Genomic DNA, 16142 nt, shown 5'->3' on the forward strand with positions numbered 1-16142 from the left:
TATTTGCCGTTTTTAGTGGACTCAACCATCCGGCTCATCCACCCTGAGTTCTCTTTAACAGAATACCATGACTTTAGAGTAGATTTGGAATCAAAGTTCGATGTAAGTCTCGAATTGTCTGAATTGTATATTTGGTACAAACTAAAAGAGACGCTCAAGAATCGGATAAGTTAAAAAATCATGATTGCTAAATTAATGTATAAGTAAACAGAAACTTTGAAAGATTTCGTTTCTCTTCTCTAAAGTGTCCGATTCAGACTGCTGTAATAACTATATATTTTGATCGTCATCCGTCAGGTAAGATTCAATACCATCATAATTATTTTCACTTTATGTAACTTTCTAACGAATGAAGTCCTGAAGTTTCTGTGTCATTTTGTCTTAACCGTTTCACCCATTTATACACTTCAAACCACAATACGGATATTGCAGCGATACTAGCGGCTATACCTAATTCCCCTGCATTCAATCCGCTTAAGTGGAAGAATTTACCTAAAGGCTCAATATACAATATGGCAAAAAGCATAATTATGACTGAGCCACTAACCACTGCAAATAATATGTTTTTGTTCTTGAAACTTTCAAACAGACTGTAATGGAACGAGCGGTTCGTCAGACTCAATAAAATATTGGCAAAAATCAAAGTTGTAAAAACCATTGCCCTTGTTTTTTCTTCGCTGCCACCATTCTGAACAACCCATTGATATGCAAACAATACACCAGCGGTAATCACCAACCCCTGAACGATACTGACAGCCAACTCTTTCCAGTTCAAGAAAGTGTCTGCCATTCTTCTTGGCTTCTGCAACATGGTATCCTTCTCCATTGGTTCGTTTTCATATACGATGGAACAGGTGGGACCCATTACCAGCTCAAAAAAGATCACGTGAACAGGTGTAAATATCTGCGGAAATATCCAGCCCAGAAACAAGGGCAGAGAAACCGTAAGGATAATCGGGATATGAATGGAAATGATATACTGAATGGCTTTTTTGATATTGGCATAAATCCTTCTTCCGGATGCAATTCCGATAATGAGCCTGTCCAAATCATCATTGGTAATCACTAAAGCTGCTGCCGCTTTTGCTATTTCCGTTCCTTTACTTCCCATTGCAACACCGATATGAGCGGTTTTCAAAGCCGGGCCATCGTTTACGCCATCGCCCAGCATCGCCACCACTTCTCCTTTTTTTTTCAGTGCGTTCACTACGGCGAGTTTGGCATCAGGGAACATTCTGGTGAACAATACCTTTTCTTCGACTTCCTGTAGGAGCTGTTCTTCCGAATATTCCATAATTTCTTTTCCCTCTACGGCTTCGGCTGTATTTACAATTCCCGCCTGTGCCGCAATGCTTTTTGTAGTATCCGTATTATCGCCCGTAATCACTTTTACTTTTATACCGGCATCATAAATATGCTGAAAAACATCCTGAATACCTTTTTTCGGTGGGTCGTAAAACACCACCAAACCCAGAAAGTCAAACCTGAACTGCTGCTGTTCACGGGGAAGATCGTCACCCTCAAAATTGGATTTTGCTACCCCTAAAACCCGAAATCCTTGTTGCCCAAAACTTTTAATAAGTTTCCGTACATCGCTTTTCTCACTTTCTAAAAGCATGGAAACATCGAGGATAGCTTCAGGCGCTCCTTTCGCCGCAATAATCCGATGCCTTTCTTTATTCTCAAAAAGGTGTGTCATCATTGGTGGCTTCCCATCCAGCGGATATTCGTGAAACATCCGGTAGTCTTTTCTTGCATCATTTTTTTGTGTTTGTTCATACACCTTGTGAAGCGTTTTTTCCATCGGGTCAAAGGGAACAGGTTCGCTGCTCCACATTGCATAATCAATCAGCTTGGAGAGTGTAGTATCACCAAAATCTTTCTCATCGAAAATTTTATCCGACTGATAATCGTAAAGGTGTTTCAGGTGCATCGTGTTTTCGGTAATGGTTCCGGTTTTATCGGTGCAGATAACCGTTGTGCTGCCCAGGGTTTCCACAATGCTGCTTCGTTTGACAATAATACCCTCACGCATCAGCTTCCATGCACCCAATGCCATAAACGTAGTAAATGCTACCGGGATTTCTTCAGGCAAAACGGACATAGCCATCGTAAGTCCGACCAACAGACTTTCGATAACATTATCAGTTTGTATGTAGCTGAATATCCAAACCATTAGAAAGACGATAATGCCCGCCACCGCCATCCATTTTACAAACTTGGTAATCTGGATTTGCAATGGAGAACGCTCTTCTTTGATGTCCTGAATGGATCGACCGATTTTGCCTAACTGTGTTTCTGCACCAATTTTTTCTACTTCAAAAACTGCCAGTCCCGATACTGCTAAGGTTCCGCTGTATACTTTATTATCTTCAATTTCACTGCTTTTGAATACCGATAAACTCTCGCCGGTCAAAGAGGCTTCATTAACGGAAAAATCGTTGCTGTGCACAATCTTTCCGTCTGCGTTAATCATTTTTCCTTCTTCGGTAATGCTGAGGTCGCCAATCGCAATTTCGTTTGTGGGGATTTCAACAACCTGTGCATTACGGATAACCGTACTCAAAGGTTCATTCAGTTTTTCTAAAGCTTCCAGCGCTTTTTTGCTCCGGGTATCCTGATATAATGAAATAGCCGAAACGGCAACGATTGCAACAAACATAAAAAAGGCTTCTCCATAATCGCCTGTCATGAGATAGATGGCTGAAATAGCAAAGAGCAATATCAGCATTGGTTCTTTCAGGATATTAAGAAGTAATTCCAACCCGGTATTTTTATGGGCAGTGTCTATACGGTTGTAACCGTACTTCTTTTGTGAAGCGGCTACTTCGTTATCGTTGAGACCTTTCAGATGGTCGGGTATATTATAGGACATAAAATAATCAGTATAAATTTAAATTTACCAATTTTTCTATTCGTTTGATGCTATTCGGCTTATTTAGAAGACTTTTAAAGGCGACTATTCATAATTAAAATGTTTTAATAATGCCCAACCCGAATTGCATCGATTGATAAACGGGTAAAATTATTAAAGATTGATTGTTATTTTTGGATATAAACCATTTGGAAAAGGTAGTTTTTGGTCTTGATCGTAATCATCATCGAGTGGATGATTTTCCAAATGGTTATTGTAATGGAAACCTAAAAAGCCAACAACAAATATTCCAGTTTTTTTTCTTTATGCTCGATGAAATGTTCTACCAATATGGGAAACTTCAACAACTGGGAAAGCTCTGTCGTTGAGATCAGGTATACTGATAAAAAAAATATGGCGAACATTTTTTTCATTGATACTAAGTTAGTTAAAAATCGTGATTATAACCCACGCCCGTCGTAATTACCATTTCTTTGATTTTCTGTTCTGTATCCATTCCATTTTGATTTTAAAGGATACCATATTTAAGAATAATAGCTAACTGTCCGGCATGATAGCTTGTATGAGAAATTATTCTCCCAAAGGCTTCAGCTTTAGTTTTTGTTCCAAATTCTTTAGTAGTAATCAATGTTTCCCAATCATCATTAGTTTGTTCTTCTACTATCGCTTTTAATTTTTCAAAAGATTCTGCAACGTAAGATTTTAAAGATATTAAGTCTGTCCACTCTCCCGTGTCTTTTTGTGCGATAATTGTTTTAGCTGTTACTTTTACTGTTTTATCACTGAAAACATTCTTTGCAAAAAGTAGTTCCACATCTCCAATATGTCGAATAAGAAATCCAACTGAGTTTTGGGCAGGCAGTAATTTTTTTTGTAAATCACTTTCTGATATATTATCTAAAAGATTGGTAAACCTTGTTCGGGCTTCAATCCACAGGTCAAGCAAGATCTTTGTATTGTTCATTTGAAATGTTACTTATATCTAAAGTTATCGTATAGGCGTTATTAATTTATAAAACGCTCAATCCTCCGTCTACAACAACTGTGGTTCCGGTTACGAACTGGCTATCATCGCTCGCTAAAAACAAAACTGCTTTCGTGATCTCATCTGCCGTAGCGTAGCGACCTAAAGGAATTGATTTTTCCAGTTCTTTCTTAGCTTCTGCAGCCGCTCCCGGAGCAAAACCCTCTTCCAAAGAACGCATCATTCTGTTATCAACGGGTGAGGGATGTACTGAATTTACCCGTATTTTTCTAGGTGCTGCCTCAACCGCTGTCGCCCTCATTACCCCTACTACGGCATGCTTACTTGTTATATAAGCACTTACGTTCGGACTACCATTCAAACCTGCAACCGATGAAGTTATAATCATACTTGCGCCGTCGTTCATTTGCGGTAAAACATACTTAGCACCCAACCAAACTCCTTTTACGTTTACAGCGATTACCTTATCAAATATGTCTTCTGGATAATCCTCAATAGGTTTCACTACACCTTCGATACCCGCATTATTAAAGAAGATGTCAATTTTCCCATAAGCCTTTACTGCTTCATCCACATATTTCTGAACATCACTAGATTTACTGACATCGGCAACGCAGTATTGGACATTCTCGCTGCTCAGTTCCTCTACCGTCTTTTTTAGGTCATCTTCGTTTAAATCCACCAAAAACACCTTGGCTCCTTCTTCTAAAAAACCTTTGGCAGTATGCTTGCCAATACTACCAGCACCACCGGTTATTAATGCAATTTTACTTTCTAATCTTTTCATATTAAATAATTTTATGTTAAATATTCAGTTTAACTTATTCTACCAAAATACTCATTTAGGTTTACGCTAGTGTTGATTTTGTACATGCAAACGTAACCTTGGTCACTTTTATATGACTTGGAAAACATGTTACCATTAGAGAGGAATCATAACTCCTATCTTTTATTTCCAATTCCTTAACAATATCATTTTCATAATTAACCTTTCTTTAACGTTTAACAATGGACCAAATTTATCCTTTAATAAACGCTAATAAGGTAACATAAGTTACGTAGCGATGTTAGCTAATCTATTTAAAATAACCATAATAAGTTAATAGATAATTTTCAATTTCCTTAATTGCTTTGTAAATAGTTGATTTTCATTATTTTACACTGTTAACTTGGGCCAGTTAACCGAACCCTGAACCGTGTTCAAATCGGCACATTCAGAGGCAAAACTTATGGGAGTTTTACACCCCCAATTTAAGCATTTTTTTGATAACTTGCTTTTGCCATAATAGTTTTTCATGGTTCCAGGGCGAAGCTTACTCTTTTGTGATTCGTTGTGGTATTTGATAAGTTCTAAAAGGGTCTTGTGTTGCTCGTCCTGCCCTAGATAACGGGCCTTGATTGCCTGAGCCGTGATAAGCTTGTCCTCACGCAACAATTGTTTATGGGTGTCCATGATGGCACCATACACCTCATCCAGATAGCTGTTCAACAAACGGGCCTTGTGGGTTAGTCCATGAAGCCTTCCTCTCGTTTCATCCCATTCATTCACCGAAACATATCGTTTCAGGCTGATTTCTGCCCGTTTCCCGTTGACAGTGATGCGGGCATAAATGGTCAATTTTTCAGGGTTGTTGGAAGTGTCCCTTGTGAAGAGTAGAACCTTTAAAGTGTTGGAATTTCGCATAATACATAGCTTTTGGGTTTGACAAAACAGGTTTGCAAAACACCCATAAACAGCGTCAAACTGTAGCTAAATTATGCACAAGGAACGTACCGAACCATTCACCGAACTCTACACCTTTTATATGTATTTAAATGATATCAAATGAATGCATAAAAAACAAAAAGCACTGTCAATCAGTCAGTTGACAGTGCTTTAATACCACCTATTTAGTGGTTCGTCGGGGTGGCAGAATGTGAGAATGTTTCCCATTCTACTTTAAACCAATCACTTATACCGAAGTTTCAATTATTGGTCGCCTTTTTGGTCTCTTTTTGGAACATCATAAGTCTTACGTTATAATATAATAAAGGTAGCAAATCTTAATATTTGTTAGTAAATGGCATTTATTTCTAAAATATTAAATCAACCAGTGCTTAGGGCTCTTGTTGATAAATTACTCTAATTGTTAATTTGCCATGAAAATTAATCCGTACAATATTTTTAATTTGAATCACTAGCAATCTCAATGGTCCGTATGGGGAATGGAATGACAATGCCCTCTTCCCTGAATCTCTTTTGAAGTTTCTGGATGAACCGGTGACGCATGACAAATTGGTTTTCGTAAAGATCTGTTGCCAACCAGACCTTCATATTGATACTACTGTCCGCAAACTCATAAAAACGTACCATCGGCTCAAATTTTTTGGGCAAAGATGGATATTCCGAAAGAAGTTCTTGTGCGACCCCAAGGGTGACCTTTTCCACATGTTCCAAGTCACTGTTGTAGTGGACTCCCACCGTTACTTGGAAAAAGAGATTCTTCTGTAGGGTGAAATAATTGGTGGTGATGGTACTTGAAATCTTTGAGTTGGGGATGATCACCACATTTTCCAAAAGGGTCTTGATCACGGTATTCCTCCAGTTGATATCCAAAACATAACCCTCCTCCCCAGAATCCAATTTTAAATAATCCCCAGGTTGAAGCTGTTTGGCGGCCAGTATGTGCAGACCGGCAAAAAGGTTGCCAAGCGTATCCTGCAACGCCAGTGCCACGGCAAGTCCCCCAACCCCCAAGGCAGTCAGGACAGGGGCCAATTGAAAACCAATGAGATGGGTAAAAACAACAAAACCCGTAATATAACTGAGGATACGGATCAAAATATGGAAAAGTGACGTGGCCCTGCCCTGTTTGGCCTTGGTATATCTATCGTAGAGAAAGATCAACAATTCAGCTACCGTATAGGTGAGCACGAAGACGTTCAGGCTAATGACCGTCTTGTGAAACCATCCTGGGACTGCATGGACGTCCAATAAAAGGTCGACCATGTTGACAGTGACCGTGATTCCCAGTAACAGGGCAATGGTTCCAAGAGATTGGAACAATACCCCAAAGTACTGAAAACGTTTTCTCACGGAGAATCTTTGGATCAGGCCGAGCAAAGGTCTCAGAACAAATCGACCGACCACTATCCCCAGTAACAGGGCAATAGGGACAACAAGGTAATGGTTTGTCAACAGTTCCTTCATTGTCCCCATGGTCATAGGTTCAGACGATCTTCCAAAAAATCACTGATATGGAGTTGCATCCTTTTTGAGAACGCACTCTCCGGAGGCAGGTTCAACAATACCAGGAACCACCCTTTTTGGCTCATTTTGAAATCCTTGAACAATGTTCCCTTCAATTGCGTGTAAACAGGCCTGAAATGTTCCTTTACATCCATCCCGCTCCCATCCATGACGGCCATTGCATCCTTTACCGCTTGAACAATGTCCTCTTTTGGGACACCCTCATATAGCAAATCACTTGCCAGGTATTTCATCCTTGACCCAATCAGGACATCAAGGAAGTCCCTCAGCCCATTGCTCCGATACCCATAGTCATTTTGATAAACCGTAATTTTCATTTTTCAGCATAATTATTCAAAGTCTAAACCAGATATTGTGATATAACAGCCTTGAGTTCCGCCAAGCCCAAAACCCCGGATTGTTTCCAAAGGTTCCTTCCTTCCTTGAACAGCATTAAAGTGGGCACACTCCTAACACCGTACTTTTGGGCAATCTCCGGGTTCTTGTCGATATCGATCTTTATGATCCTAACCTCTTCCTGTCCTTTTGCCAACTCTTTCAAAATGGGTGCCTGCTCTTTACAGGGACCGCACCATTCTGCATGGAAGTCGACCAATACAGGTTTTTTGTCATTGATGATGTTGTTGAAATTTCCTTTCATATGGTTTGCTTTTTTGTTTTTTTCCCTAGAATCCTTCTGATGTCCTTCTTGTTCAGCACCTCTTTTTCCAAGAGTTCCATGGACATCGCGTCCAATAATCCCCTTTTCTCCCTCAAGAGTTTTTTTACTTCGTCATAGCAATCATTTATGATTTTCTGGACTTCGTCATCTATGAGCTGTTCCAATTTTTCCGATCTTTTGTCCTGATATGCATCACTGCCCAAAAAACCATACCCGGATTGTTGGACCAAGGAAATATTGGGCACTTTCTCGCTCATCCCATAAACCGTAATCATATTACGGGCCAATCTGGACACCCTCTCAAGATCATTGGAAGCTCCGGTGGTGATGTCCCCAAAAACAATTTCCTCGGCGGCCCTGCCCCCCAACAGTCCCTTGATTTTGCCCAAAAGCTCCGTTTTTGTCATCAAATAGCGATCCTCCAAGGGCATTTGCAGGGTATAGCCCAAAGCCCCGATACCCCTTGGAACGATACTTACTTTTTGTACCTCATCCGCACCTTCGGTAAAATAGCCCACAATGGCATGTCCGCTTTCGTGGTATGCGATTATTTTGCGTTCCTGTTCATTAATCACTTTATTCTTCTTCTCCAGCCCTGCGATAACGCGCTCAATGGCAGACTCAAAATCCCCGTTTGTGATTTTTTGATGGTCGTTCCTGACTGCCAGCAAAGCGGCCTCGTTGCACACGTTGGCAATCTCGGCCCCGGCAAACCCAGGGGTCATGGCCGCTAAATTGGCCAGGTCCACATCATCGGCAAGCACCAATTTTCGGGTATGCACATGGAATATGGCCTCCCTCCCTTTCATATCCGGTCTGTCGACCAAAACCTGTCTGTCGAACCTTCCCGGTCTCAACAGGGCGGGATCCAAAACCTCGGGACGGTTTGTGGCGCCCATGATCACCACACCCTTACCAGGATCGAAACCATCCATTTCCACCAACAATTGGTTGAGTGTATTTTCACGTTCATCATATCCTCCCCCAATAACACCGGCCCCTCCCCTTTTCTTTCCAATGGCGTCGAGTTCATCAATAAAAATAATGCAAGGAGCCTGTGTCTTTGCCTGCTGGAACAAGTCCCTGACCCGGGCAGCGCCCACTCCCACGAACATCTCAACAAAATCCGAGCCGCTCATATTGAAAAAGGGGACCCCGGATTCACCGGCCACTGCTCTTGCCAAGAGTGTCTTACCGGTTCCGGGAGGGCCCACCAACAGTACCCCTTTTGGCAATTTTCCGCCGAGTTTTGAGTATTTCCCCGGTTCTTTGAGAAAGTTGACGAGTTCCTGTACTTCCTCAACGGCCTCGTCAACACCTGCCACTTGCTCAAAAGTGACCTTTTTGGATGGATCCTCCGCTTGGATCTTCACCTTGTTCTTTCCCATGGTGAGCATGGGATTGCCCTTACCACTCCATACATTTCGATAAAGAAGTCCCCACAGAATGAAAAATAACAGTATGGGGAAGATCCAGTTCAGGATAAAATCCCTTATAAAATTTTGCTGGATCTTACCGCTGTAATCTATTTGGTGCTCATCCAATAGCCTGAGCAATTCCCGGTCTTCGATATTGGGCAACCTATTTACCGTAAACTGTCTTTTCATCTGCTCCTCAACATCCTCCAACCGCAATCGCCAAGGGGTCGACGGACCCGATGTCACGTTATTGGTACTGTCCAAAGCTTCGTTGCCCTTGTAAAGGCCGACAAACTTATCGGGTAGGATCACCAGTTTCTCTATTTCCCGGTTTGCCAACTTTTTCTTGAATTCCCCATAGGTGATCTCATTGTTTCTTGCAATGTCATTCGGAAAGAACATAAATTGCAGACCCAGAATAAAGGCAAACACTGCCACGTAGTACCATATCGAATATTTCCCTCTTTTTTTCATTGCCCTGTATTATTATGTTGTATGTTTTGTGTATCCCTTCCCTTCCGATAGTCGGCGCAGCTTTTTAAAGAGTTCCTCTTCCTCATGGCTCAATTGCCGTGGAAGCTCTACTTGGATCTGAACCAACAAATCCCCATGGGATCTGCTGTTGTACACAGGCATGCCCTTTCCCTTCAAACGCAAGGTCTTGCCATCTTGGGTGCCTTTGGGAACCGACATTTTTACGGAACCTGTCATTGTGGGGACCTCGATCTTGCCTCCCAACAGAGCTGTATACAAATCGATCTTTTTTGTAATTAGAAGATCGTTTCCCCTTCTTTGGAATCGGGGATCGTCCCCGACCCTTAACACAATATACAGGTCCCCCGGCTTGCCCCGGCTGCCCCCGGATTGTCCTTTTCCCCTTATCTTCAATTGTTGACCGTCATAGGAGCCGGGTTTTATGGTAATCCTCAACTTTTGTCCATTGAGTTCAAAAGTCCGTTTACTGCCGTGATAGGCCTCCAAAAGGGTAATGGGCAATTCGGCCTGGATGTCCCCACCGGTATACGCTCTATGGCCATTGGTGGCCCTGCCTCCAAAAAACATGTCAAAAAAACTGGAGAATCCGCTACCATGGTCACCAAAGAAATCGGAAGGGTCCCCCTCATAGGAAAAGGTCTGGCCATTTTGGCCATGCCGCGGCCCCGCATATCGCCCCCAATCTCCCTCTGCCTGTCCATAGGCTTCCCAATTGGCACCAAGGGCATCGTATTTTTTCCTTTTCCCGGGATCCCCCAAGACTTCATTGGCCTCATTAATCTCCTTACAGCGTTCCTCGGCATTTTTATCCCCTGAATTTTTATCGGGATGATATTTGGCGGCCAATTTCCGGTATGCCTTTTTTATTTCATTGGGTGTTGCGTCCTTATCAACACCCAGTATTTTATAGTAGTCCTTATATTCCATCTCACCATTTTTTTTGTTCCTTTGGTACCGATTTCACCATAGAACGGCCCCAAACACATGGTTTCATGCCCTATTCATACATTTATGAATATGAAATACTGAAACCTTTCTGGGCCGTTCCATTCTTCTTATGTCCAATATGTCATTGTTCGACCGGAACCATCCGTACACAAGTGCCAGATGTTGGGTCCATCTTATCCTATTTTCATTTTTCCTTGGTCAGAACAAAATGAATACCATTGTTTTCAGAAGTGTTTTTAACAATTTGAAAAAGTTCAAAATGACAGATTTCATCAGAAAGATAATAGCGTAAAATTGTCAACATGACATAGGATAAGGGATTTGATAATGTCAAAATGACATATTTTCTTCTTGTCCAAAGAAATAAACTTACATTGAAATGAAGATTGATTCAGTTTGGCATTTAATTTGTTCAATTCGAAAATGAAGTTCGATCGACTTCAACTTATTTATTGTTGAACTTAAATTTTTTAATCATGAACAATTTAGTTTCTGTTCCTAAAAATGGAAGTTTAGCAAAATCTTCACTGGACTTCCCAACTTGGTCAAATTGGATTGATAACTTTTTCAATGCGGATTTGCCATCGGTGTTTACTTCTAATTTTAATACCGGAATTACTTTGCCCCAAGTTAACATCAAGGAAACAGCTGATGCTTATTGGGTAGAGATGGCAGTTCCCGGAATGAAAAAGTCTGATTTCCACATTGACTTGGATAATCATTTACTTTCCATCTCAACCGAGGTGAAACAGGAAGAGGAAAACAAGGAGGAGAACTATACCCGTAGGGAGTTCGGTTATTCATCCTTTAGGAGGACCTTCACACTTCCTGAATCCGTTGACGATAGCAAGATAAACGCTTCGTACAATGATGGTATCTTGAGCATCCATCTTCCAAAGAAGGAAGAGGCCAGACAAAAACCTGCCAGAACCATCAAAATTTCTTGACGAAACGTTTTTTTGCTTGATGAATTGGATCGGGGCTGGCAAACCGGCCCCTTCCATTAAGATAAGACCAAAATTGTTGAACCTAAATTTTTGTAAAATGAAAGTATTTGGCAAAGAAGTGGGTAAGGCAATCAAATTCCCACCATTCATCGAGCGGTTCAAGGGCATGGTACTGCCCAAATCCAAAAGTGGGAACAATGAATTGGTGACCATCCCATCCACCAACATCAGTGATGGGGAGGCCGCTTTTGAACTTTCCATTGCCTTGCCCGGACTTGACAAAAAGAACGTAAGGATCGAATTACAGGGCAACACCCTGATCATTAGTGGTGAAAAAGAGCAATCACAGGAAGTGAGACAAAGGCATTGGGTACGCAAGGAGTTTGTGCGCAATACCTTTTACAGGGCCTTTGATGTCCCATTGAATGCGGATCCCGAAAGGATAAGTGCAAAAATGAAGAATGGATTGTTACAGGTAACCATTGCCAAAAAGGAAACAAAGTACAAGCGAATCCTAAAGGTAGCTTGATGAAAATTGTTGAACCCTTAAAATCTGAATACAATGAAAACCTTAAAATTTGGATTACTGACCCTGTTGGCGGTCCTTGTTTTAAGTTGCAACAAAGATAAAAAAGAAGACAAGGACCTGGCCATGAACAATGAAATGGAAGTCGTGGGCGAAGCAGCCCCGGAAGTAAGCCATTACTTTAACAAGGCACAGTTTCAAACGGCCTTTGATGAAGAGATCCAACGCAATATCCGGTTGAGCAGTGACGAATTGATGCAGGACGCATTGGATGTGGTCAATGCCACCAAACAAGCCATCACATTCATTGCGGACAGCAGTTATGCCAAAGCAAAGAGCTCCATTGAATTGGGCATCGGAAAAGCGGAGGCATTGACAGCCTTAAATCCGGAACTATCGCTGGCACCTGTTGACTTTAAAATTGGAACGAATGATCTGGTTGCTGATATTTCTAGTATTAAGAAAATTAAGGCATTGGCTAAAAGATCCCTTGAGGAAGGGAAAATCCAGGAAACCATTGAACTTTTGGACGGGCTTAAGAGTGAAATTGAAATAGATACCTATAGCCTTCCCATAGCAACCTATCCAGTAGCTTTGAAAAAAGCATTGGTACTGGCAAAGGATGGGGACTATGAAGCGGCAAGTACTTTGTTGAATGCCACTTTGAACACCATTGTGGTGGAACAAAAGCGCATTCCGCTGCCACTCATCAGAACCGAGTTCATTCTCCAAAAGCTCGACGAAATGATCCAAGAAGAGGATTTTGATATGGAACTTGCCAATCAGCTTCTTGACAATGCAACCTATGAATTGACATTTGCCGAAACCCTGGGCTATGGTAAAAAGGACAAGGAATTCAAGGAACTCCATGATGCAATAAAGCAGATTGGCAAAGTGATAGTGGACACTTCAAACACGGATGAAAAAGGATTGCTCAAAAACCTCCGTGCCAAGCTTGACAAATTCAAAGAACGTATATCATAACTGGGAATGGCGTATTTGGTTGGACAATGGTGAAAGTGGGCGGTCACCAACTGCCCACTCACTTTAAATCGAGTGGTGATATGGCACGAAAATTCAAAGCAGGTGACTGGGTCGAGATCAAGGGAAGTTCTGACAGTCCCAAAATGGAAGTTTCCAAATACATCGCAAAAAAGGAACCCATTTTTGGGTTTGTGGACAACGATACCTATGTCGAATGTGTATGGTACCGTGATGGTGAACGAAAATCGCAAATATTCCATCAAAACCGATTGTTCAAGGTAGGGGATTCGAAAGGCATGTACAGGACATAGGGCAGATGGCCTTAGGCGGAAATGATATGTCAAACCCAAAAAATAGAGCAATGAAAAAACAAGTGTTAATGGCTTTGTTCTTGTTCGGCCTGATCGGCTGTCAGGGCCAGAACAAGGAAGACAGGACAATCGTCAATGAGGAAAAGAAAAAGGAAGTTGAACAGCCCAAGGGCAATTGGGAGGTCGATAAGGAATTTGACGAGAACGGTAACCTCGTTCGCTATGACAGTATCTATTCCTGGTCCTCCATGGATCCGTTGAACGACCTAACCACCCAGGACAAGGATAGTCTTCTGAACAATTTTGAATCCAAGTTCTATAGACATTTCTCCCAGTTCAGCGACCAAGGGTTCGGGGACATTTTCGAACCGGATTCACTTTTCAGCAAAAGGTTTTTCAATGATGGTTTTTTTGAAAGTGATTTTGGGAAAGATTTCATGGAACTGGATCGTATCAGGAAGCGAATGATGAAAAGACAGATGGATTTTCTGGAAAAGTATCGTTCCGAAACGGGAACTCATAAAAAAGACAGTCTATAAAAATAAATGTGACAAAAATGAAAAGAACAGTTTTTATATCAGCTTTGGTATCCCTGATGATCAGTCTCGGTGCCATCGGGGGGTACCATTATTTTGGAAAGAACGCAGTGGAGATACAACATGTCGATATGGCCAACGGCCATAAAGTGTTGTACGCTGCCAATGTCGATGGGGAAATCACCCCGTTGGATTTTACAAAAACCACCGAAAAGGTCTTGGATGCCGTGGTACATATTTCGGCAAAAAAAATGATTTCAACAGGAAACCCTAAAATGTTCCAGTACCGCAGCTTGCCAGACCCTTTCCGTGATTTTTTTGGGGAGAGCCCATACGGACAGTTCTTTGAAAGAAGGTATTACAATGGGAAGCCCCAGCAACCGAATGGTTCCGAACAATACCAGGTACCGGATGAAATGCCCTTGATGGGGACCGGTTCCGGGGTGATCATCAACCAGAATGGTTATATATTGACCAACAACCATGTAATCCAGGATGCGGATGAGATTGAGGTCACACTTCACAACAATGGCACATACAAGGCCACGGTCATAGGTACGGATCCTTCCACTGACCTTGCCTTGTTACAGATCAAAAAGAAAGGTCTCAAGGCCCTGCCCTTTGTCAATTCTGATGATGTCCAGGTTGGGGAATGGGTATTGGCCGTCGGCAACCCGTTCAGTCTCAATTCCACTGTGACCGCTGGAATAGTGAGCGCCAAGGCACGGAACATTAATATCAATCAGGATAGGTTCGCCGTGGAGAGCTTTATCCAGACCGATGCCGCCATCAATCCGGGCAACAGTGGTGGTGCCTTGGTCAACCTCAACGGGGACCTCATCGGCATCAATACGGCCATTGCCACAAGGACCGGAACATATAATGGTTATGGTTTTGCCGTACCAAGCAATATAGCCAACAAGGTAGTGGAGGACCTGTTGAACTATGGAGTAGTACAACGGGGCATGCTGGGCATCAATATCGTGACCCTCAACAGTACCTTGGCCAAGGAAAAAAAAGTCGCCTTGACACAAGGTGTCCTCGTTGCCTCGGTCGGTGAGGACTCTGCTGCGGATAAGGCCGGACTCAAGGAAGGCGACATTATCCTCAAAGTGGATGGCCGTGAGGTAAAATCCTCTCCCGAGTTGCAGGAAATCATAGCGCTTAAGAGACCTGGAGACCAAGTGACCTTGACCGTGAACAGGGAAGGCAATAGGAAGGAGTTCAAAGTCACCCTACAGAACCGGATCGGCAGCACCAATATCAAGAAAAAGGAACATGCCAAAATTTTGAACCTGTTGGGAGTCGAACTGAAGGCCTTGGATAGGGAGGAAGCCAAAGAATTGGGCATTGAGAGCGGTGTGAAGATCACCTCCCTGTATGCGGGAAAATTGCAGAAGGCCACCAAGGTGCGGGAAGGTTTCATCATTACCCATGTTGATGGTCGCCGTGTCAAAGACATAGAGGATGTAATGGATACCTTGGAAGACAAAGAGGGAGGTGTCATGTTGGAAGGAATCTATGAGGACATGCCCGGTAAATATTATTATGCTTTTGGCTTGGATTCATAATCCTTTTATGGTTAAACATTTGGCCAAGGGGGCAGTATCGCCCCCTTTTATTAAAATCGTAAATGATGAAACTTGAAACCTTGAGCAATGCCACACTCGGACTGGTGCTCTCAGGAGGAGGCATCAAAGGGATGGCACACATCGGGCTGTTGAAGGCCTTGACACAACGCGGGATATACCCAGATCAAATATCAGGTGTAAGTGCCGGGGCACTGGTCGGTGGACTATATGCCGATGGGGCCTCAATTGAGGATATGCTCCTTTTTTTCAAGGAGACCCCACTGCTCAAATACAACTTTGTCTCTGTTAACAAACCAGGGTTGTTCGATACGGACAAATACCTACCCTTCTTTGAAACCTTTTTTACGGCACATCGGTTTGAGGAACTCGAAAAGCGTCTTGTTGTGGTGGCCACAAACCTATTGAAGGGAGAACCCATGTATTTTGAAAAGGGGGAATTGTTCAAACCTTTATTGGCCTCTGCGGCCTTGCCTCCTGTGTTCAGTCCCGTGTCCATCAGTGGACAGCTCTATGCTGACGGGGGAATCATGAACAACTTTCCAGTGGAGCCTTTGACCGGAGCCTGTGATGTGATTGGAAACGCCGGACATAGTATACCACCCTCGCCGGGTTAA

The 16142-nt window shown here is 42.5% G+C and carries 16 protein-coding genes; 7 read left to right on the forward strand and 9 right to left on the reverse strand.

Going from position 1 to position 16142, the window contains the following annotated elements; genetic code table 11:
* Positions 1–325 precede the first annotated feature (325 nt).
* From K1F36_RS19335 to K1F36_RS19375, 9 genes are all read right to left on the reverse strand, one after another.
* Entirely contained in the window at positions 326–2875 is a 2550-nt protein-coding gene (locus tag K1F36_RS19335; RefSeq protein ID WP_220115262.1) for a cation-translocating P-type ATPase, read from the reverse strand.
* A 508-nt stretch (positions 2876–3383) separates the two neighbouring features.
* Entirely contained in the window at positions 3384–3839 is a 456-nt protein-coding gene (locus K1F36_RS19340) for a DinB family protein (protein WP_220115263.1), read from the reverse strand.
* 46 nt (positions 3840–3885) lie between these two features.
* Positions 3886–4647 (reverse strand): SDR family NAD(P)-dependent oxidoreductase, encoded by a 762-nt coding sequence (locus K1F36_RS19345; RefSeq protein WP_220115264.1) that lies wholly within the window; start codon positions 4645–4647, stop codon positions 3886–3888.
* Positions 4648–5016: 369 nt separating this feature from the next.
* Complete coding sequence (locus K1F36_RS19350) at positions 5017–5544, reverse strand: Arm DNA-binding domain-containing protein (protein ID WP_220115265.1); 528 nt, start codon at positions 5542–5544, stop codon at positions 5017–5019.
* 480 nt (positions 5545–6024) lie between these two features.
* Complete coding sequence (locus K1F36_RS19355; protein ID WP_220115266.1) at positions 6025–7059, reverse strand: mechanosensitive ion channel family protein; 1035 nt, start codon at positions 7057–7059, stop codon at positions 6025–6027.
* Positions 7060–7061: 2 nt separating this feature from the next.
* Entirely contained in the window at positions 7062–7427 is a 366-nt protein-coding gene (locus K1F36_RS19360) for a hypothetical protein (RefSeq protein ID WP_220115267.1), read from the reverse strand.
* A 23-nt stretch (positions 7428–7450) separates the two neighbouring features.
* Positions 7451–7750, reverse strand: coding sequence for a thioredoxin (trxA, locus tag K1F36_RS19365; RefSeq protein WP_220115268.1), 300 nt, complete (start codon positions 7748–7750; stop codon positions 7451–7453).
* Positions 7747–9663 carry an ATP-dependent zinc metalloprotease FtsH gene (gene ftsH / locus K1F36_RS19370; RefSeq protein WP_220115269.1) on the reverse strand — a complete coding sequence of 639 codons (1917 nt, stop codon included), beginning with the start codon at positions 9661–9663 and terminating at the stop codon, positions 7747–7749. The genes trxA and ftsH overlap by 4 nt, the downstream gene beginning before the upstream one ends.
* 12 nt (positions 9664–9675) lie before the next feature.
* A complete protein-coding gene (locus tag K1F36_RS19375; protein ID WP_220115270.1) occupies positions 9676–10611 on the reverse strand; it encodes a DnaJ C-terminal domain-containing protein in 936 nt (311 codons plus the stop codon).
* Positions 10612–11108: 497 nt separating this feature from the next.
* Here K1F36_RS19375 and K1F36_RS19380 point away from each other — a divergent pair, with 497 nt between their 5' ends.
* The 7 genes from K1F36_RS19380 (at position 11109) to K1F36_RS19410 (ending at position 16142) form a co-directional block, all read left to right on the forward strand.
* Positions 11109–11579 carry an Hsp20/alpha crystallin family protein gene (locus K1F36_RS19380; protein ID WP_220115271.1) on the forward strand — a complete coding sequence of 157 codons (471 nt, stop codon included), beginning with the start codon at positions 11109–11111 and terminating at the stop codon, positions 11577–11579.
* A 97-nt stretch (positions 11580–11676) separates the two neighbouring features.
* Positions 11677–12108: an Hsp20/alpha crystallin family protein gene (locus K1F36_RS19385; protein ID WP_220115272.1), complete on the forward strand. Its 432-nt coding sequence runs from the start codon at positions 11677–11679 to the stop codon at positions 12106–12108.
* Positions 12109–12141: 33 nt separating this feature from the next.
* On the forward strand, positions 12142–13089 hold the full coding sequence (locus tag K1F36_RS19390; RefSeq protein WP_220115273.1) for a YfdX family protein: 948 nt from the start codon (positions 12142–12144) through the stop codon (positions 13087–13089).
* Between the two features lie 80 nt (positions 13090–13169).
* The gene (locus K1F36_RS19395) at positions 13170–13400 is read left to right on the forward strand and encodes a YodC family protein (protein WP_220115274.1); all 231 of its coding nucleotides are present in this window, start codon (positions 13170–13172) and stop codon (positions 13398–13400) included.
* Between the two features lie 50 nt (positions 13401–13450).
* Positions 13451–13939 (forward strand): hypothetical protein, encoded by a 489-nt coding sequence (locus K1F36_RS19400; protein WP_220115275.1) that lies wholly within the window; start codon positions 13451–13453, stop codon positions 13937–13939.
* Positions 13940–13956: 17 nt separating this feature from the next.
* Positions 13957–15507, forward strand: coding sequence for a Do family serine endopeptidase (locus K1F36_RS19405; RefSeq protein ID WP_220115276.1), 1551 nt, complete (start codon positions 13957–13959; stop codon positions 15505–15507).
* Positions 15508–15569: 62 nt separating this feature from the next.
* Complete coding sequence (locus tag K1F36_RS19410) at positions 15570–16142, forward strand: patatin-like phospholipase family protein (protein WP_313790091.1); 573 nt, start codon at positions 15570–15572, stop codon at positions 16140–16142.

It is taken from the genome of Flagellimonas abyssi (assembly GCF_019457905.1).
Lineage (GTDB): Bacteria > Bacteroidota > Bacteroidia > Flavobacteriales > Flavobacteriaceae > Flagellimonas > Flagellimonas abyssi.